The following is a 19,097-nucleotide window of genomic DNA, read 5'->3' on the forward strand; positions in this document are numbered from 1 at the left end:
GCCCCGGCCGTGTTTGGCCGGGGCGCAAGGGCGTTCGTACCGCTCAGGCGATCAGGTGACGCGCCTGCTCCGTACGGGCGATCAGATCAGGCCGAGCTCGCGGACCGCGTCGCGCTCCTCGACGAGCTCCGCCACGGACGCGTCGATGCGCGTACGGGAGAACTCGTTGATGTCCAGGCCCTGGACGATCTCGTACTTGCCGTCCTTGCAGGTGACGGGGAAGGAGGAGATCAGGCCCTCCGGGACGCCGTAGGAGCCGTCCGACGGGATGCCCATGGAGGTCCAGTCGCCCGCGGCGGTGCCGTTGACCCACGTGTGGACGTGGTCGATGGCGGCGTTGGCGGCCGAGGCGGCCGAGGACGCGCCACGGGCCTCGATGATCGCGGCGCCGCGCTTGGCGACGGTCGGGATGAAGGTGTCGGCGAGCCACAGCTCGTCGCTGACGACCTCGGCGGCGTTCTTGCCGGCGATCTCCGCGTGGAAGATGTCCGGGTACTGGGTGGCCGAGTGGTTGCCCCAGATGGTCAGGCGCTTGATGTCGGTGACGTCGGCGCCGGTCTTCTTGGCGAGCTGCGAGATCGCGCGGTTGTGGTCCAGGCGGGTCATCGCGGTGAAGCGCTCGGCCGGTACGTCCGGGGCGGCGGCCTGCGCGATGAGCGCGTTGGTGTTGGCCGGGTTGCCCACGACCAGGACCTTGATGTCGTCCGCGGCGTGCGCGTTGATCGCGGCGCCCTGCGGCTTGAAGATGCCGCCGTTGGCGGAGAGCAGGTCACCGCGCTCCATGCCCTTGGTGCGCGGGCGGGCGCCCACGAGCAGGGCGACGTTCGCACCCTCGAAGCCCGCGTTCGGGTCGTCGAAGATGTCGATGCCCTTCAGCAGCGGGAAGGCGCAGTCGTCGAGCTCCATGGCGGTGCCTTCGGCGGCCTTCATGCCCTGGGGGATCTCCAGGAGGCGGAGCTTGACCGGCACGTCCGCGCCGAGCAGGTGACCGGACGCGATGCGGAAGAGCAGCGCGTAGCCGATCTGGCCGGCGGCGCCGGTGACGGTGACATTCACGGGAGTGCGGGTCATGGCCTTCTCCGTTAGACAGCTGGCGGTGGGGCGTCCCCGCCCCATGTGCTGGCGGACGCCGCTTCGCTGCGAATCTTGACGTGAAGAGACATCCGGCGTCAGGCTATCCGACCTTCGAGCGGCCCAATCCCCCGGTCCGTGTGGTGCATGGCACACGGACCGGGAGTTCGAAGGCGCAGAGCGGGAATTCCCCCCGCTTTTCAGCCATACGGCGCTGCCGGACGGGTGTCGCACAGGCGCACGAAAGGCACCGCAAACCTCGCGGACCCCGGCGCGCGCCTCAGCGGACCGTGAAGTGCACCGCATCCTCCAGGAACGGGATGTCGAGCCCATGAGGCTCCATCACCAGCGCGAGCAGCGTGATCGCCACCCCCAGCAGCCCGTACGTGACCATGTCCGTGAAGCGGGAGCGCACCGCGAGCATCCCCACCTGCGGCAGTATGCGCCGCAGCACGGAGGCCGTGATCAGGGCCACGCCGATCACCAGGCAGCCGGCCCGGGGGTGGCCCAGCGCGGTCAGGAGCAGTCCGACCGCGGTGGCGCCGAGGACGCTGAGCATCGGCCACTGGCGCGCCGCGAGGGCGTCCCCGGGCGCGGCGCGGCCGTGGCCCTCGGGGCGGGCCGTGTCCTTTGTGACGGAGGGGAAACGGCGCGACTTCGAGGCCTCCGTGCCCGCGGCAGCGGCCGCGGCGGCTTCGGCGCCGCGGCCGGCTCCGGACGTGGCGTCAGCGCCGGTGTCGGGGCCGGTCCCCGGGGCGGCGCCGGGGCCGGCTTCGGCGCCGGTACCCGAGTCGGCGCCGGTCCCGGCTTCCGCTTCGTGCTCAGCCCGCACTGGTCGACGTCCGTTCCGCCGCCTCGACGACGTTCACGAGCAGCTGCGCGCGGGTCATCGGGCCGACTCCGCCCGGGTTCGGGGAGATCCAGCCGGCCACCTCGGCGACGCCCGGGTGCACATCGCCGACGATCTTGCCGTGCTCGTCGCGGCTGACGCCCACGTCCAGGACGGCCGCGCCGGGCTTCACGTCCTCCGGCTTGACCAGGTGCGGGACGCCGGCCGCCGCGACGATGATGTCCGCCTGGCGCAGCTGGGCGGGCAGGTCGCGGGTGCCGGTGTGGCACAGGGTCACGGTGGCGTTCTCCGACTTGCGGGTCAGCAGCAGGCCCATGGAGCGGCCGACGGTGATGCCGCGGCCGAGGAGCACCACGTGCGCGCCGTTGATCTCGACGCCGTGGTGGCGCAGCAGCTGGACGATCCCGTACGGGGTGCAGGGCAGCGGGCCCGGCTCGTTCAGCACCAGCCGGCCGAGCGACATGGGGTGCAGGCCGTCGGCGTCCTTCGCCGGGTCCATCAGCTCCAGGACCCGGTTGGTGTCGATGCCCTTGGGGAGGGGGAGTTGGACGATGTAGCCGGTGCACTCCGGGTTCGCGTTGAGTTCCCGTACGACCGCCTCGATGTCCTCCTGGGAGGCCGTCGCGGGCAGTTCGCGCTGGATGGACGCGATGCCGACCTCGGCGCAGTCCTTGTGCTTGCCGTTGACGTACCAGCGGCTGCCCGGGTCGTCGCCGACCAGCAGGGTGCCGAGGCCGGGGGTGATGCCCCGGGCCTTGAGCTCCGCCACGCGGGCGGTCAGTTCGGACTTGATCGCGGCGGCGGTGGCCTTGCCATCGAGAATCTGGGCGGTCATGGTCCCATCCTCCCGGATGGGACGCCCCGGGTTCCAGTCGTGGGGGCCGCCGCGGGTTCGTCACAGACTTGAACCATTCATTGCACTTGCACAACAAGTGACGGGCCGGTCGCGCCGCGGCTGGACAACTCCGGCCCGATCGGACCACGATGACCGAAAGAGTGCCGCGGGCAGTGCCGGGGGGCGGACCGCAAATCGCAGTATTTTCCTCCGTGCGTGCCGTGCGTCCCCGCACTTCCACGGAGGAACACCCCAAGATGAGCTTCGGCGACCCGAACAACCCGTACGGGCAGCAGCCGCCGGCCCCGCAGGGCCAGCCCGGCTACGGCTACCCGCAGCAGGCACCGCCCAGTGTCCCGCCGCAGGGCGGCTACGCCTACCCGCAGCAGGCACCGATGGGCTACCCGAACCAGGGATACCCGGCGGGTCCCGGCGGATACCCGGGCGCCGAGATGCCCATGCCCGGCGGGGTGAAGGCCGCCCGCGTCATCCTGTTCATCGTCGGTGGTCTCCAGGCCCTGGGCGGGATCGCCGTCCTCCTCGGCGGGGCGCTGTTCGCCTCGGCGTTCTCGGGCTCCAGCTCCTCGGAGTACGGCTCCTCGGCGAGCGACGCGGGCGCGCTCGCGGGCGGCGTGATCGTCGTCGCCGGCATCTTCGCCCTGGCCCTGGCGCTGTGGCCGATCCTGACCGCCGCCAAGCTGGGCAAGGGCCGCGGCGGTGTCCGGGTCTCCGGAATCATCTACGGCTCGCTGATGACCCTCTTCTCCGGGATCAGCCTGATCATCAACTTCGTGGCGCTCAGCAGCGACACGGCGGCGGGGGCCGTCGTGTTCTCGCTGCTCCTGGCCCTGATCCAGTTCGGGCTGGCCCTCTGGGTCCTGGTCGGCCTGGCCAACTCGGCCGCCGGTGCGTACTTCCGGCGCCCGCAGTACTGAGCCCTCGGTCTGAGCCGCGGTCCTGAGCCGCGGCACGAGACCCCGTCAGCACGGCGAAGGCCGCCACCCGCAGCACTGCGGGTGGCGGCCTTCGCCGTACTCGGTGTCCGGTGCCCGGTGTCCGGTGACGGGTGCTCAGTGGAAGAAGTGCCGGGTCCCGGTGAAGTACATGGTCACGCCGGCCGCCTTCGCCGCCTCGACGACCTGCTCGTCACGGACCGAACCGCCCGGCTGGACCACGGCCTTGATGCCCGCGGCGGTCAGGATCTCCAGCCCGTCCGGGAACGGGAAGAAGGCGTCGGAGGCGGCGTACGAGCCCTGCGCGCGCTCGGCGCCCGCCCGCTCGACGGCGAGCTTCGCCGAGTCGACGCGGTTGACCTGGCCCATGCCGACGCCGACCGAGGCGCCGTCCTTGGCGAGCAGGATCGCGTTGGACTTGACGGCCCGGCAGGCCTTCCACGCGAAGGTGAGCTCGGCGAGCTCCTCCGGGGAAAGGGCGTCGCCGGTCGCGAGGGTCCAGTTCTTCGGGTCGTCGCCCTCGGCCTGGAAGAGGTCGGACTGCTGGAGCAGCGCGCCGCCGGAGATCGGCTTCAGGTCGCCGGGCTGGTGCGGGGTGCCGTCGACCTTCAGGACGCGGATGTTCTTCTTCTTGGCCAGGATCTCGACCGCGCCGTCCTCGTATGCCGGGGCGGCGATGACCTCGGTGAAGATCTCCGCGACCTGCTCGGCGAGCTCGACGGTCACCGGGCGGTTGACCGCGATGACGCCGCCGAAGGCCGACAGCGGGTCGCAGGCGTGCGCCTTGCGGTGCGCGGCGGCGACGTCGGCGCCGACGGCGATGCCGCACGGGTTGGCGTGCTTGATGATCGCGACGCAGGGCTCGTCGTGGTCGTACGCGGCGCGGCGGGCGGCCTCGGTGTCCACGTAGTTGTTGAAGGACATCTCCTTGCCGTGCAGCTGCTCGGCGTTGGCGAGCCCGCCCGGCTGCCCGTCGGTGTACAGCGCGGCGGCCTGGTGGGGGTTCTCGCCGTAGCGGAGGGTGGACTTGCGGTCCCACGCGCCGGCCAGGAACTCGGGCAGCACGGCCTCCGGCTCCGGGGCGTACGCGTTCGTGAACCAGGAGGCCACGGCCACGTCGTACGCGGCGGTGTGCTGGAAGGCCTCGGCCGCCAGCCGCTTGCGCGCGGTGAGGTCGAAGCCGCCGCCCCGGGCCGCGGCGAGGACGTCGGCGTACCGGGCGGGGCTGGTGACGACGGCGACCGACGGGTGGTTCTTGGCGGCGGCGCGGACCATCGACGGACCGCCGATGTCGATCTGCTCGACGCACTCGTCGGGGGTGGCGCCCGAGGCGACGGTCTCCCGGAACGGGTAGAGGTTGACGATCACCAGGTCGAACGGCTCGATGCCGAGCTCGGCGAGCTGGCGCTGGTGGTCCTCCAGGCGCAGGTCGGCGAGGATGCCGGCGTGCACGCGCGGGTGCAGGGTCTTGACCCGGCCGTCCAGGCACTCGGGGAAGCCGGTGAGCTCCTCGACCTTGGTGACGGGCACGCCGGCCGCGGCGATCCTGGAGGCGGTGGAGCCGGTGGAGACGAGCGCGACGCCCGCCTCGTGCAGGCCGCGGGCCAGCTCCTCCAGTCCCGTCTTGTCGTAGACACTGACGAGCGCGCGCCGGATCGGTCGCTTCGACGAGCTCGACGAGATGGTGCTGCTCTCTACGGCGGTCACTGGATTGTTACCTTTCGTCCCTCAATGCGGTAGCCGTGCCGGGCCAGGCGCCCCACGACGTCGACGAGCAGCTGGCGCTCGACTTCCTTGATGCGCTCGTGCAGAGCGGCTTCGTCGTCCTCGTCCCGGACCTCGACCACACCCTGGGCGATGATCGGACCGGTGTCCACGCCGGCGTCCACGAAGTGGACCGTGCAGCCGGTGACCTTCGCGCCGTAGGCGAGGGCGTCCCGTACGCCGTGGGCGCCCGGGAAGGCCGGGAGGAGGGCGGGGTGCGTGTTGATGAAGCGGCCGCCGAAGCGGCCGATGAACGAAGCGCCCACGATCTTCATGAACCCGGCGGACACGACGAGGTCCGGCTCGTGGGCGGCGGTCGCCTCGGTGAGGGCGGCGTCCCACTCCTCACGGGTCGCGTACGCCTTGACCGGGCACACGAAGGTGGGGATCCCGGCCTTCTCGGCCCGCTCCAGGCCGACGATGTTCTCGCGGTCGGCCCCCACGGCGACGACTTCGGCGCCGAAGCCCTCGGATCCGCCGGGGTGGGCATCGATGGCGTCGAGCAGGGCCTGGAGGTTGGTGCCGGAACCGGAGACCAGCACGACCAGGCGGGAGGCGGCCATGGGAGGCCCTTTCTGCGGGAATGCTTCCATACATCTTGTGTGATCAGACAAAACTTCGGTGTCCCGAAATACGGGGGACCCTACGAAGCCGCCGACCGCCTGCAACGATACCGGCACACCGGACAGCCCCCGAGGGACGGGGGGACGGGCGGGCGGTAGCGTCTGGCATACAAGCCGCATACGGCCACGACACAGGGGAAGAAACGCACTCGATGCCGGATCGCCGCCAGCCCGACTCCTCCACCGACGACAACCCCTTCGCGGCTCCCCCGGAAGGCCGGCCCGACCAGCCGTGGCAGCCGCGCAGCGGTGGCGACGGCGATGGCGGCCGCCCCGGGGAGGACCCCGGCACCGGTCCGAGCGGGCCCGTGCGCTGGGACCCGACGGACCCGGTCCAGCGGCGCGCCCGGTACGCGCTGCTGGCCGGCATGTGGGGCTTCTTCTTCGGGATCTTCGGGATCCCGTCGGTGGGACTGCTGCTGGGTGCGCTCGCCCTGTACTGGGGCATCAGCGGGCTGCGCGGGAGGCCGGCGGCCGGATCCCCGTCGGGCGCGAGGGCCGACGCCGTGGCGGGCCCTGCCGCGCAGGGGGGCCTGGCGGCCCTCGGGCCGGCCGCCCGCCCGCAGCGGACGGCGGCGATCGGCGGGCTGGTCACGGCCTCGCTGGCGATCCTGCTGGCCCTGAGCTCGTACGGCTTGCAGCTGGCGTACAAGGACTTCTACATCTGCCGTGAGGACGCCCTCACGAAGTCGGCGGAGCTGCAGTGCAACACGCTGCTCCCGGACAACATGGTGGGCAAGATCCTCAAGGTGCAGCAGTAGCGTCCGTCGGTGACGTCCGGCCGCAGCGGCCGCCCCGGATCAGGCCGGGGGCTTGCGGCGGGCCAGCACGCGGGCGCCGGTCACGGGCGGTACGAGGGGTGCGGACGGCTCGGGTGCCGGCACAGCGGCCGGCTCCGCCGGGACCGGAGCCGGCGTCAGGTCCAGGTGAAGCCCCGTCATGACGGTGAACCGGCGCGACGATGTGACGGGTGCGGCCTGCGGCGGGGCTGCGGGCGCCGGCTCGGCGGGGACATGGGGCGCGTCCTGCGCCAGGTCGGGGATCAGGGCGCCCGCGGCGCGCCGCAGGGCCTCCCAGCGCAGCTCCCGTACGCCGCTGTCGTGCCACTCGTCCTCGCCCTCCATGGCGCTCGCGTCCGCCTGCCGGGCGGGCCGGGTCCGCCAGGAGTGCACCGCCACCGCCACCGGCACCGCCAGGAGCAGCGTCCACGCGAAGGCCGACGCGCCGGTTTCCCACCACACCGGGCCGAAGCTCGCCAGCCCCCGCGAGCCGAGCGGCCCCGAGGACGCCGCCGCGAGCCCGGCCAGCACCAGCGCGCACACGAGGGCGCCCAGAGCCGCCGTCAGCGCGGTTTCCCCGTACGAGACTTCACGCGCCCGGCGTACCGCGAACCACCCGACTGCCAGCCCGGCCAGCAGCGGCACCCCGACGGTCGCACAGGTCAGCACCGTCCCGGGCCCCTCCGGCGGCAGCGCCGCGAGCAGCGGGAACCTCGGCAGCGCGGGCGATCCGGCGAAACCGAGCGGGGTCGCGGTGGCGCCGGCGCCGAGGGCGAAGCCGGGGCCGAGGGCGTAGGCCGCGCCCCACACCACGGCGTTCGGGAGCAGCGCGAGGGCGAGCAGCAGGACCGCGAAGCGGCCGGACCAGACCCCGGTCAGCGCCAGGAAGGACCCCTGGACCTCCGCGGCGTGCCAGGCGAGCGAAGCCCCGACGAGCAGCGCGCCGCCGCCCAGGAGGACCAGTGCTCCGGCGGCTCCGGCGCGCAGCGCGAGGGCGTAGCGGGGGCGTGCGACGGCCCTCCGTACGCCCCCCGGCACCCACTCGGGCAGCGGCCCGACCGGACGCCCCTTGGCCGCCCACACCCCGCCGGCGGCGGCGAGCACGGCGACCAGGGGGACGTGCCAGGCGGCGCTGAGCGGGTCGGCGGGCATGGGGCCGCCGGCCGCGTAGACGGTGGCCAGCGATCCGACGGAGAGGTATCCGCAGGTCACGGCCGAGAAGACGGCGCTTGCGGGCAGGACCTCGTCCCCGTCGCTGCCGTCGCCCGAGGCGCTGCCGAGGCGGGCGGCGCGGCGCATGAGCAGGGCGGGCAGCGCGACGAGCAGCAGCGGGGTCATGCCGACGGGCGCCGGGACCCCGGAGAGGGTGTCGTACCGGACGAGCTCGGTCCCGTGGGCGAGCAGCCAGAGCCCGGCGGCCAGGTGCAGTGCGCCGCCGGGACCGCTGTCGGGGTAGGGGGAGCTGATCCACAGCACGATGACGAGCACGGCGAGGAAGCCGAGCCCCAGCCCGGCGGCCATGGCCCCGCCCAGCACACAGGCCGCGGCGGCCGGCGAACGGCGCCGCCCGGCGGCACGCGGGGCGGGCGGCAACGCCGTCGGCAACGGGGTGCCGCGTTCGGTCACTTGGGTCACCCCGCCATGGTGCCAACGACACGCGCTATGGGCGGGTAACAGGCGAATGTCCGTGGTGTCGCTCAATATACGTTTTATGTACTTTTACGCCCAGGGCTGCCGGCAGGTCACGGGGAGTGTGGCATGACAGAGAGCGTCGAGGAGCCGAGGCTCCCCTCGCCCAAGGAACGCCGCAGACTGCGCGAGGCGGCGGGCCTGACGTACGAGGACGTCGCGACGGCGGTGGGCGTCACAGTCGGCACGGTCCGCTCCTGGGAGTCGGGCCGCACGGGCCCCCGGGGCCGCAAACGCGCGGCGTACGTGGGCTTCCTGACGACCCTCCACCCCCCGGCCCCGGCCGCGCCGGTCCCGGAGGCGCAGGACGCCGTCCCCACCGGGTCGGGCTCGGCGGCGGATGACGGCACGTCATCGGCCGCCGAGCAGGAGGCTACGAACCTCCCCGTGTTCATGCCCCGGCACGAGGCCAGGGTCAACGTCCGGGCCACCGCCCGCGGGATCGGCACGCCCGTCCGGGCGACCTCGGGCCCGGCCGGCCGGTCCCCGGAGCAGGACGCCCCCGTACCCACGTCGGAGCAGGACCCGCCCCACACCCCGTCAGGAACCACCCCGGAGGACTCCGCCCAGCACCCCGAACAGCCCCCGGCCGACGCCACGGCAACCGCCCCGGAGGGCCACGAGCAGGCGCCGGCCGATGCCACCGGGCAGCCCGGGGACCTGCACGCCGCGGCCGAGCCCGAGGGGGCGGGACAGACGGCCGACGGGACGGAGGGGCACGCGGCCGGAGGGGACACCGGGGCCCGGCCCGGGGCGGAGGGGGAGCCGGAGGTCTCGGATGACGGGGCGGCGGACGGCCCGTTGGGGCCCAGGGAGGTGTTCGATGCGCTGTACGGGTACGCCGCCCCCGCCCTCACGCGGCAGGTGTACCTGCTCACCGGCCGCCGCCGGCTCTCCCAGGAGGCCGTCGAGCGGGCGTTCCAGCACGCCTGGGCGCGGTGGCCCGAGGTGGCCACCGATCCCGACCCCGTCGGCTGGGTGCGCGCAGCCGCGTACGAGTACGCCCTGTCCCCCTGGCACCGGTTCCGCCGCGCCCACAAGCACCCCGACAAGGCGCCGGCCGCCCCCGCCGACCGGGTCCTGATGGACGCCATGCTGGCGCTCCCGCCGGTCCACCGCCGTACCGTCCTGCTCTACGACGGCGTCGGCCTCGACCTCCCCGACACCGCCGCCGAGACCGAGGCCAGCACCCCCACCGCCGGCCACCGCCTCCTGCACGCGCACGCCACCCTCGCCGACCGGATCCCGGAACTGGCCGCCGCGCCGCCCGAGAGGCAGTCCGCACTGCTGCGAGAGCGGCTCGGCGCGGTCAAGCCGGCCGTCCCTCTGGAACCCCGCCCCGCGGCCGTCGTACGCATCGCCGCCGAGCACCGCGCCAGGCGGTTGACCCGCGCGGTCCTGGGCCTGAGCGCCGTGATCGCCGTCGCGACCGCGTACACCACAGTGACCGCGCCCCGGCAGTACGAGCCCCCCGTCGCGCCGGGCGCGAGCGTCTCCGGGGTCCCCCCGCTCAGCGGCCCCCAGCGGCTCACCGCCGAGACCCGGCAGCTGCGCGAAAAGCTGCGCGCCCATCCGGCGCACAGGCCCGAGCGGCTCGCCCCCAGCCCGGAGTAGCGGCCACCTCGGAAACGGGCGTGGCCCGCACCCCACTCGGGGATGCGGGCCACGCCCGTACAGCCGGCCGGTCGGCCGTTGCGTACGACTACTTGGCGTTCAGGATCTCGCGCGCGAGCTTCGCCGTCTCGGTCGGCGTCTTGCCGACCTTGACGCCGGCGGCCTCGAGGGCCTCCTTCTTCGCCTGCGCGGTGCCGGAGGAGCCGGAGACGATGGCGCCGGCGTGGCCCATGGTCTTGCCCTCGGGGGCGGTGAAGCCCGCGACGTAGCCGACGACCGGCTTGGTGACGTTCTTCGCGATGAAGTCCGCCGCACGCTCCTCGGCGTCGCCGCCGATCTCGCCGATCATGACGATGAGCTCGGTCTCCGGGTCGGCCTCGAAGGCCTCCAGGGCGTCGATGTGCGTGGTGCCGATGACCGGGTCGCCACCGATGCCGACGGCGGAGGTGAAGCCGATGTCACGGAGCTCGTACATCATCTGGTAGGTCAGCGTGCCGGACTTGGACACGAGACCGATCTTGCCGGGCTTGGTGATGTCACCCGGGATGATGCCGGCGTTGGACTGGCCGGGGGTGATCAGACCCGGGCAGTTCGGGCCGATGATCCGGGTCTTGTTGCCCTTGGCGGTCGCGTACGCCCAGAAGGCGGCGGAGTCGTGCACCGCGATGCCCTCGGTGATGACGACGGCCAGCGGGATCTCGGCGTCGATGGCCTCGACGACGGCGGCCTTGGCGAAGGCCGGCGGGACGAAGAGGACGGAGACGTTGGCGCCCGTCTTCTCCATCGCCTCGGCGACGGAGCCGAAGACCGGGACCTCGGTGCCGTCGAAGTCGACGGTCGTGCCGGCCTTGCGCGGGTTCACGCCACCGACGATGTTGGTGCCGTCAGCCAGCATCAGCTTGGTGTGCTTCATGCCCGTGGCACCGGTCATGCCCTGGACGATGACCTTGCTGTCCTTGTTGAGGAAGATAGCCATGTGAGTCTGTGACCTCTGCCCTTACTTCGCAGCCGCGAGCTCGGCGGCCTTGTCGGCCGCGCCGTCCATGGTGTCCACGCGCTGCACCAGCGGGTGGTTGGCGTCCGAGAGGATCTTGCGACCCAGCTCGGCGTTGTTGCCGTCGAGACGGACGACGAGCGGCTTGGTGACCGCCTCGCCCTTCTCCTCCAGCAGGGCCAGCGCCTGGACGATGCCGTTGGCGACCTCGTCGCAGGCGGTGATGCCACCGAAGACGTTGACGAAGACGGACTTGACGTCCGGGTCGCCGAGGATGATCTCGAGACCGTTGGCCATGACGGCGGCGGAGGCGCCACCGCCGATGTCCAGGAAGTTGGCGGGCTTGACGCCGCCGTGGTTCTCACCGGCGTACGCGACGACGTCGAGGGTGCTCATGACGAGACCCGCGCCGTTGCCGATGATGCCGACCTCACCGTCGAGCTTGACGTAGTTGAGGTTCTTCGCCTTGGCGGCGGCCTCGAGCGGGTTCGCGGCCGCGTGGTCCACGAACTCCTCGTGGCCCGGCTGGCGGAACTCGGCGTTCTCGTCGAGCGAGACCTTGCCGTCGAGGGCGATGACGTCGCCGGAGGCGACCTTCGCGAGCGGGTTGACCTCGACGAGGAGCGCGTCCTCGGCGATGAAGGTCGCCCACAGGGTCACGAGGACCTCGGCGACCTTCTCCGCGACCTCGGCCGGGAACTGCGCCAGCGCGACGATCTCGCGGGCCTTCTCGATGGTCACGCCCTCGTTGGCGTTCACCGGGACCTTGGCGAGCTTCTCCGGGGTCTCCTCGGCGACCTGCTCGATGTCCATGCCGCCCGCGACCGAGGCCATGGCCAGGAAGGTGCGGTTGGTGCGGTCCAGCAGGTACGAGACGTAGTACTCCTCGAGGATCTCGGGAGCGGTCTCGGCGATCATCACCTTGTGGACCGTGTGGCCCTTGATGTCCATGCCCAGGATGTCCGTCGCGCGGGCGACGGCCTCGTCCGGGGTGGCGGCGAGCTTGACGCCGCCGGCCTTGCCGCGGCCGCCGACCTTCACCTGCGCCTTGACGACCGACTTGCCGCCCAGCCGCTCGGTGGCCTCGCGAGCCGCCTCAGGCGTGTCGATGACTTCACCGGCCAGCACCGGTACACCGTGCTTGGCGAAGAGGTCCCTCGCCTGGTACTCGAACAGGTCCACGCGCGTCCGTCCCTTGTCTTCAAAGATTCGCAGTGATTCGCGGTTGTCTGCGTGGGCGTGCCGCGGAGGGCAACGTGACGGCGCTGTCACTAGGGAGGCGCACACGGTGACCGTGGACGCGGCATGTCCGTCCCGCAGGTTATCCCCGTGGGACCTGGGTCCCTAAATCGCAGATCACACCTGAGCGGTGATACCTGTCACAGATCCCCTCACGGTTGAGCTGGATATTCGTGCGATCCGCCAGGTGCGCAGGCGCGGGCCGGGAACGGTTCAGGGGAGGGGGAGCGGGCGGTTTCAGGGGATGGGCAGGGGGCGCTTCTCCAGGGCCGCGGCCATCACCTCGGGGAACAGGTCGGGTGTGCAGGCGAAGGCCGGGGCGCCCAGGGCCGCAAGGGCCGCGGCGTGCTCGCGGTCGTAGGCGGGAGCGCCCTCGTCGGACAGCGCGAGCAGGGCCACGAACTCGACGCCGGACGCCTTCATGGCCGCCACTCGGCCCAGCATCTCGTTGCGTATGCCGCCCTCGTAGAGATCACTGATCAGGACCACGACGGTGTCGGCGGGACGGGTGATCCTGGACTGGCAGTAGGCGAGCGCGCGGTTGATGTCGGTGCCGCCGCCGAGCTGTGTGCCGAACAGGACGTCGACCGGATCGTCGAGCTGATCCGTCAGGTCCACGACGGCGGTGTCGAAGACCACGAGCCGGGTCGCGATCGACCGCATCGAGGCGAGGACCGCGCCGAAGACGGCGGCGTGGACGACGGAGGCCGCCATCGATCCGGACTGGTCGATGCAGAGGACCACCTCCTTCTTCACCGCCTGGGCGGCGCGCCCGTACCCGACGAGCCGCTCGGGGACGACGGTCTTGTACTCCGGCAGGTAGTTCTTCAGATTCGCCCGGATGGTCCGGTCCCAGTCGATGTCCGCGTGCCGGGGGCGGCTCGTCCGGGCGGAGCGGTCGAGGGCGCCGGTGAGGGTGGCGCGGGTGCGGGACGCGAGCCGCTTCTCGAGCTGCTCGACCACCTTGCGGACGACGGCGCGGGCCGTCTCCCGGGTCGTCTCGGGCATGGCCTTGTTGAGGGAGAGCAGCGTTCCGACGAGATGGACGTCGGGCTCGACGGCCTCCAGCATCTCGGGCTCGAGGAGGAGCGAGGCGAGGCCGAGCCGCTCGATGGCGTCCCGCTGCATGACCTGGACGACGGAGCTGGGGAAGTACGTACGGATGTCCCCGAGCCAGCGCGCCACGTGGGGCGCGGACCCCCCGAGCCCCCCGCTCCGCTCCCCGCTTCCGGCGCCGCCGTACAGCGCCGACAGCGCGGCATCCATACCGACATCCCGCCCGCCAGGCACCCACCCGGTCCCGTCCCCATCCCCTCCGAGCACCATCCGCCACCGCCGCAACCGCGCCTCGACGCCGTCGCCGCCCACCGAGATCCCGGTACCGGTCATCAAACCGTCCCCCTCCTCATAGGCCCACCGGCCTGTGCCGAGCCCACTTGTCCTGCACCCGGCCCGCGCCGAGGCCGCTTGTCCTGCCCTCGGCGCGTACCGATGCCGCTTGTCCTGTCCCCGCTGCGCGGAGCCGTCCCCGCCCCGCCCTTCCCCCCGTTCCCCGGCTCCGCCCGGACCCGCGCCTCGATCGCCGCCGAGGCTGAAGCCGCTCCCGGACCACCCGGCCACATCCGGCCCAGCTGCCACTGCTCAGCCCCTCCGGCACTTCCAGCCCCGCCGGCGATTGAGGCGTGGGGGCCGGGCCCGGAGAGTTTGGTCATCCCGGGGTCGGGAGGAGGAGGCTGAGGACGGGGAGCACTGCGTTCGCCCGGGCGGGGTCCAGGGTGGGGGCGAAGCCCTCGGGGGCCTGGGACGGCGCGGCCCTCGCCGACGGGCCGCGGCGGATCAGCTCCCCCAGCGTTCGCTTGACGGCCGGGTCGTACGACCCGAACGTCCTTCGGAGGAGGGGCAGTACGTCGGTGAAGGCCCGCTCCGGCACCGCCGTCAGCCACGCGTCGATCAGCCCCAGCAGCCGCTCGTCGTGGACGAGCAGCGTGCCCCCGCCCCCCGCGAAGCCGTCGATCCAGCCCGCCGCGTCCGCCGGCGACGCCGCCGGGGACAGCGCGAGCCCCATCAGCCGCGCCGTCTCCTCCGCCGGCAGCCGCCCGTCGTCCAGGAGCAGCCTGGCCGCCCGCCCGCGGATCGCCCCCGGCACCGTGTCCCGCCCGGCCAGCGCCCGCAGCACCGCCGACCAGCGATCCCACAGGCCGTCCGCCTCCAGGAGCCCGATCGCGCCGTGGACCCCGTCCACGTGCCCCCGCAGTTCGGCCGCCGCATCCGCGTCCAGACCCGCCGCGCACGCGGCCGGCAACGCCACGCATATCCGTTCCGCGAGCCCGCCCGCGACCGTGCCCAGCGCCGCCGCGTCCGTCCCCCGTACGTCCCCGTACCGAAGTGAACGGGCCAGCGCCGGCAGGGCCTTGGCCAGCCGCGCCACGTCGGTGTCCAGCGCGGCCCGGTCCGCGAGGGCCCGCAGTACGGCGGGCAGCGCCTCGGACAGCCCGGCGAGCAGGCACCGCTCGGCCAGCGCCGTCACCTCGCCGAGCTCCGCCGCCCCCGCCGCATCCGCCTCGGCCTTGGCGGTGGCGGCCGCCACGACGGTGGTGCCCCAGATCCCGGCCTCGGCGACCCGCACCGACAGCTCCGGCTCCCACCGCAGCCGCCACGTCTCGCGGAACGTCCCCGTGCTCCCGCGCGAGGCGGCCGGCGTGCCCCAGTCGATGCCGAGCAGCCGCAGCCGGTGCAGCAGCAGCGACTTGGCCGCGTCGGTGTCCTTGCGCAGGTCGAGCTCCAGGTCACGCTCCTGCGCCTCGGCCTTGAGCCGCAGCGAGCGCTGCTGCCGGGTCAGGTCCCGCTGCAGCGGTACGACGGGCGCGCCGTCCGGGACTTCACCGAGCACGTCGCCGACGACCAGGCGGTCCTCGACGAGCGCGAGCGGTATCTCGGAGCCGTCGCACATCACCGCCCGCACCGCCTCGAGGGTCTCCGTCAGCCCGGCCACCGGCCGCCCCCGCACCGCGGCCAGCGTCCCCGCCAGCCGGACCGCCTCGATGACGTGCGCCGAGGAGACCTGCCGGTCCTCCTCCCGCAGCAGCCCGGCGACCTTGGTCAGCCACCGCTCAATGGGCCGGTCCCGGGCCGCGAAGAGGTGGGCGTACCAGCCGGGCGAGGTGATGCCCGCGCCGTACCCGCCGGCCCGGGCGAGCCGCCGGTGGCTCCAGGGCACCCAGGTGGTCTCCACCTTGACCTTGGGCAGCCCGGTGAGCAGTGCCTTGTCCGCGGCGGCCGTGGTCTTCGCGCGCAGCGCCGGTACGTGCCAGGCCCCGCACACCACGGCGTACGCATCCCCGAACTCCCGGCGGGCGGCCCGCATCCGCTGCCGCATATACGCCTCGCGCACCAGGTCCCGCGCGTGGCCGCCGTCCCCGTACGCCTCGCGCAGCGCCCCCATCGCCTCCCCGAGGGCCTCGAACGCGGCAAGGGGGTCCGCCCGGCCGGCGCCCCGGTGCTCGACCACGTCCTCCCACCAGCGCTCGGGGTCGTCGTACCCGGCGGTCTCGGCGAGCACCGCCAGGGGATCCGGTCGTACGGACTCGCCCCCGTCCGGGTCGGTTCCGCTCTCCGCCGCCAGCGTGTGCGCGGCCGGGAGGTCGATGAACCGCACCGGAACCGGTACCTCCTGCTCCTGCGCCCAGCGGATGGCGACCCACTCCGGCGAGAACGCGGCCAGCGGCCAGAACGCAGCCCTGCCCGGATCGTCGGCGGCGTGCGCGAGTAGGGCGACGGGCGGCCGCATCCCCGGGTCGGCGGCCAGCGCCAGCAGCGCGTCCCCCTCCGGCGGGCCCTCGATCAGCACGGCCGCCGGGCGGGCCGCCTCGAGGGCGGCCCGCACCGCGCGGGCCGAGCCGGGGCCGTGGTGCCGTACGCCCAGCAGCAGCGGCCCCCGCCGCCCCGCGGCCGGGCTGCTCGCACCGTTCATGCCGTCACCTCCCGGCAGGCGCGGTAGAAGTCCTTCCAGCCGTCCCGCTCGCGCACCACGGCCTCGAGGTACTCCTGCCAGACGATCTTGTCGGCGGCCGGGTCCCGGACGACGGCGCCGAGGATCCCGGCGGCCACGTCGGACGGGCGCAGGACTCCGTCCCCGAAGTGGGCCGCCAGGGCCAGGCCGCCGGTGACGACCGATATGGCCTCCGCGGTGGACAGGGTGCCGCTCGGCGACTTCACCTTCGTACGGCCGTCGCCGGTGACCCCGTCCCGCAGTTCGCGGAAGACGGTGACGACGCGGCGGATCTCCTCCAGTCCCTCGGGCACGGCCGGCAGGTCGAGGGCGCGGCCCATCTGGTCGACGCGGCGGGCGACGATGTCCACCTCGGCCTCGGCGGTGGCGGGCAGCGGCAGCACGACGGTGTTGAAGCGGCGGCGCAGCGCGCTGGAGAGCTCGTTGACCCCGCGGTCACGGTCGTTGGCGGTGGCGATGAGGTTGAAGCCGCGCACGGCCTGCACCTCCTGGCCGAGCTCCGGGATGGGCAGCGTCTTCTCCGACAGGACGGTGATGAGGGTGTCCTGGACGTCGGCCGGGATGCGCGTGAGCTCCTCGACGCGGGCGGTCATGCCCTCGGCCATGGCCCGCATGACCGGGCTCGGCACGAGGGCTTCGCGGCTGGGCCCGTGGGCGAGGAGGCGGGCGTAGTTCCAGCCGTACCGGATCGCCTCCTCGGGGGTGCCGGCGGTGCCCTGGACGAGGAGGGTGGAGTCTCCGCTGACGGCGGCGGCCAGGTGCTCGGACACCCATGTCTTGGCGGTGCCGGGGACGCCGAGCAGGAGCAGGGCGCGGTCCGTGGCGAGGGTGGTGACGGCGACCTCCACGATGCGGCGCGGGCCGACGTACTTGGGCGTGATGACCGTGCCGTCCTCGAGGGTGCCGCCGAGGAGGTACGTCGCGACGGCCCACGGGGAGAGCTTCCAGCGCGTCGGGCGGGGCCGGTCGTCGGTGGCCGCGAGGGCTTTCAGTTCTTCCGCGAAGGCGTCTTCGGCGTGCGGTCGCAGCGCCTCGGCGCCCTTGCCGTTCCCGGGCATGGTCATGCTCCCCCTCCAATGCTCGGCAGCCGCTCCCGACTGCTGGAACAACCGTGCACCACACCACTGACAACGCCCCTCGTCCACAACGTCGTTGCAGGTCAGGGCGATTGTCAGTGGGGGTCTCTACGGTGGGACACATGACTGAGCAGGCGGTCCGCTGGACGGCGGAACAGGTACTGGCCCTGGCTCCTGACGAAGCATCACGCAAGGCGGGGGCCAGGCTGGGCGGGGCGGGTCCGTGGTCACAGACCGGAGATTCCGCTTCTGGTTCGGTGTGGGGGTTGTGCAAGGGCAGCGGCAGCACGCCGTACCGGACGGTCGTGGACCTGAGGGGGCCCGCGTACAAGTGCTCCTGTCCGAGCCGGAAGTTCCCGTGCAAGCACGCGCTCGGGCTGCTGCTGCTCTGGGCGGCGGAGGGGTTCGGCGAGCCCGGCGAGGCGCCGGACTGGGCCGCCGGGTGGCTGGCCGAGCGGGTGGCGAAGTCCGAGCGTCCCGCGGCCGCGGCGGGCAGACCGGTGGACGAGGAGGCGGCGAAGCGCCGGGCCGAACGGAGGGCGGCCCGGATCACTGCGGGCGTCGGCGAGCTGGAGCAGCGGCTCGAGGACGTGCTGCGCGATGGCCTGGCCGGCCAGCAGCAGGCGGGGTACGCGCCCTGGGAGGAGACGGCCGCCCGGATGGTCGACGCCCAGGCACCCGGACTGGCGGCCCGGGTCCGGGAGTTGGGGACGATACCCAGTTGCGGTCCCGGATGGCCCGCCCGGATGCTGGAGGAGGGCGCGCTGCTGCACCTGCTGAACCGGGGTTGGCTCGGGTTGGCAGGTCTGCCGGAGCCGCTCGCCGCGACGGTCCGGAGCAGGGTGGGGCTCGGGGGTACCGCCGCGGAGGGGGAGGTCGTACGGGACCGCTGGCTGGTGCTGTCCCAGTACGACTCGGTGTCGCCGGACGGCCGGCTCACCACCCGGCGGACTTGGCTGCGCGGGCTGGGGAGCGGGCGCCCGGCCCTGGTCCTGGACTTCGGTCCGCCCGGGCGGCCTCCGGGGCTGGCACTGCCCGTGGGGCTGGTGCTGGAGGCGGAGGCTCGCTTCCGGCCCGGTTCGGCGGGGCTGCGGGCGGATCTCGGGGAGAGGGCCGCGGCGGCCGCGCCGTGCGATCGGATCCCGGCCGGGGTCGGTACGGGGGAGGCACTGGAGGCGTACGGAGCGGCGCTGCGGGAAGACCCGTGGCTCGACTCGTGGCCGGTGGTGCTGGGTGCGGTGATCCCGATACCGGGGGAACTGGGCTGGCAGCTGGCGGACGCGGAGGGCGACTCCGCGCTGCCGGTCGCACTCCCCGGCGGCGGATCGCGGTCCGGGCTGTGGCAGCTGGCCGCGCTCTCGGGCGGCGGCCCGGTCACGGTGTTCGGCGAATGCGGACACCGCGGATTCACTCCATTGACGGCGTGGCATCCGGGCTGCCCGGAACCGGTCGCTTTGGGGTGAAGGGCCGCAGGCCCTTGTAGGGAGGGAACGTTGGCGCGGGGGCGCTGACGTGCATGAACGATGAAGCCGGGGGGCTTTTGTGAACGACAACCACGCAAGCTGAAGGGTCGCGAGACGGGGTACGAAAGCTGCTCCGGT

General features: G+C 73.3%; 15 protein-coding genes. 4 read left to right on the plus strand and 11 right to left on the minus strand.

The window, feature by feature from the left end; translation table 11 throughout:
* Window positions 1-81: 81 nt before the first annotated feature.
* The 3 genes from AB5J51_RS16780 to AB5J51_RS16790 all read right to left on the minus strand — a co-directional run bounded on the left by AB5J51_RS16780 (window position 82) and on the right by AB5J51_RS16790 (window position 2,756).
* On the minus strand, window positions 82-1,071 hold the full coding sequence (locus tag AB5J51_RS16780) for a malate dehydrogenase (protein WP_030290642.1): 990 nt from the start codon (window positions 1,069-1,071) through the stop codon (window positions 82-84).
* Between the two features lie 280 nt (window positions 1,072-1,351).
* Complete coding sequence (locus AB5J51_RS16785) at window positions 1,352-1,903, minus strand: DUF3017 domain-containing protein (protein ID WP_136225846.1); 552 nt, start codon at window positions 1,901-1,903, stop codon at window positions 1,352-1,354.
* Window positions 1,893-2,756, minus strand: a complete 864-nt coding sequence (locus tag AB5J51_RS16790; RefSeq protein WP_136225845.1) for a bifunctional methylenetetrahydrofolate dehydrogenase/methenyltetrahydrofolate cyclohydrolase — start codon at window positions 2,754-2,756, stop codon at window positions 1,893-1,895. Before AB5J51_RS16790 ends, AB5J51_RS16785 begins: the two co-directional genes overlap by 11 nt.
* 257 nt (window positions 2,757-3,013) lie before the next feature.
* Between AB5J51_RS16790 and AB5J51_RS16795 the strand changes: the two genes are divergently transcribed.
* Entirely contained in the window at window positions 3,014-3,691 is a 678-nt protein-coding gene (locus AB5J51_RS16795) for a hypothetical protein (protein ID WP_053786381.1), read from the plus strand.
* Window positions 3,692-3,826: 135 nt separating this feature from the next.
* On the opposite strand, the gene purH is transcribed toward AB5J51_RS16795, so the two are convergent.
* Together purH and purN are read right to left on the minus strand one after the other, a co-directional pair.
* Complete coding sequence (gene purH, locus AB5J51_RS16800) at window positions 3,827-5,392, minus strand: bifunctional phosphoribosylaminoimidazolecarboxamide formyltransferase/IMP cyclohydrolase (RefSeq protein ID WP_369780269.1); 1,566 nt, start codon at window positions 5,390-5,392, stop codon at window positions 3,827-3,829.
* A 20-nt stretch (window positions 5,393-5,412) separates the two neighbouring features.
* A complete protein-coding gene (gene purN, locus AB5J51_RS16805; protein WP_030290632.1) occupies window positions 5,413-6,036 on the minus strand; it encodes a phosphoribosylglycinamide formyltransferase in 624 nt (207 codons plus the stop codon).
* 212 nt (window positions 6,037-6,248) lie between these two features.
* Between purN and AB5J51_RS16810 the strand changes: the two genes are divergently transcribed.
* Window positions 6,249-6,857 carry a hypothetical protein gene (locus tag AB5J51_RS16810; RefSeq protein WP_133897125.1) on the plus strand — a complete coding sequence of 203 codons (609 nt, stop codon included), beginning with the start codon at window positions 6,249-6,251 and terminating at the stop codon, window positions 6,855-6,857.
* Window positions 6,858-6,896: 39 nt separating this feature from the next.
* On the opposite strand, the gene AB5J51_RS16815 is transcribed toward AB5J51_RS16810, so the two are convergent.
* On the minus strand, window positions 6,897-8,510 hold the full coding sequence (locus AB5J51_RS16815) for a DUF6350 family protein (protein ID WP_369777994.1): 1,614 nt from the start codon (window positions 8,508-8,510) through the stop codon (window positions 6,897-6,899).
* A 123-nt stretch (window positions 8,511-8,633) separates the two neighbouring features.
* Between AB5J51_RS16815 and AB5J51_RS16820 the strand changes: the two genes are divergently transcribed.
* Window positions 8,634-10,178 carry a helix-turn-helix domain-containing protein gene (locus tag AB5J51_RS16820; protein WP_369777995.1) on the plus strand — a complete coding sequence of 515 codons (1,545 nt, stop codon included), beginning with the start codon at window positions 8,634-8,636 and terminating at the stop codon, window positions 10,176-10,178.
* An 88-nt stretch (window positions 10,179-10,266) separates the two neighbouring features.
* Here AB5J51_RS16820 and sucD read toward each other — a convergent pair whose 3' ends face one another.
* The 5 genes from sucD to AB5J51_RS16845 form a co-directional block, all read right to left on the minus strand.
* On the minus strand, window positions 10,267-11,154 hold the full coding sequence (gene sucD / locus AB5J51_RS16825) for a succinate--CoA ligase subunit alpha (RefSeq protein ID WP_030290624.1): 888 nt from the start codon (window positions 11,152-11,154) through the stop codon (window positions 10,267-10,269).
* A gap of 21 nt (window positions 11,155-11,175) precedes the next feature.
* Window positions 11,176-12,354: an ADP-forming succinate--CoA ligase subunit beta gene (gene sucC, locus AB5J51_RS16830; protein WP_030290619.1), complete on the minus strand. Its 1,179-nt coding sequence runs from the start codon at window positions 12,352-12,354 to the stop codon at window positions 11,176-11,178.
* 294 nt (window positions 12,355-12,648) lie between these two features.
* Window positions 12,649-13,800, minus strand: a complete 1,152-nt coding sequence (locus AB5J51_RS16835; protein WP_369777996.1) for a VWA domain-containing protein — start codon at window positions 13,798-13,800, stop codon at window positions 12,649-12,651.
* Window positions 13,801-14,119: 319 nt separating this feature from the next.
* Window positions 14,120-16,381 (minus strand): DUF5682 family protein, encoded by a 2,262-nt coding sequence (locus AB5J51_RS16840; RefSeq protein ID WP_369777997.1) that lies wholly within the window; start codon window positions 16,379-16,381, stop codon window positions 14,120-14,122.
* The gene (locus AB5J51_RS16845) at window positions 16,378-17,484 is read right to left on the minus strand and encodes an AAA family ATPase (RefSeq protein ID WP_136225839.1); all 1,107 of its coding nucleotides are present in this window, start codon (window positions 17,482-17,484) and stop codon (window positions 16,378-16,380) included. The genes AB5J51_RS16840 and AB5J51_RS16845 overlap by 4 nt, the downstream gene beginning before the upstream one ends.
* Window positions 17,485-17,618: 134 nt before the next feature.
* On the opposite strand from AB5J51_RS16845, the gene AB5J51_RS16850 reads away from it, so the two are divergent.
* Window positions 17,619-18,959, plus strand: coding sequence for an SWIM zinc finger family protein (locus tag AB5J51_RS16850; RefSeq protein ID WP_369777998.1), 1,341 nt, complete (start codon window positions 17,619-17,621; stop codon window positions 18,957-18,959).
* Window positions 18,960-19,097: the final 138 nt, after the last annotated feature.

Source organism: Streptomyces sp. R33, from assembly GCF_041200175.1.
GTDB lineage: Bacteria > Actinomycetota > Actinomycetes > Streptomycetales > Streptomycetaceae > Streptomyces > Streptomyces katrae_B.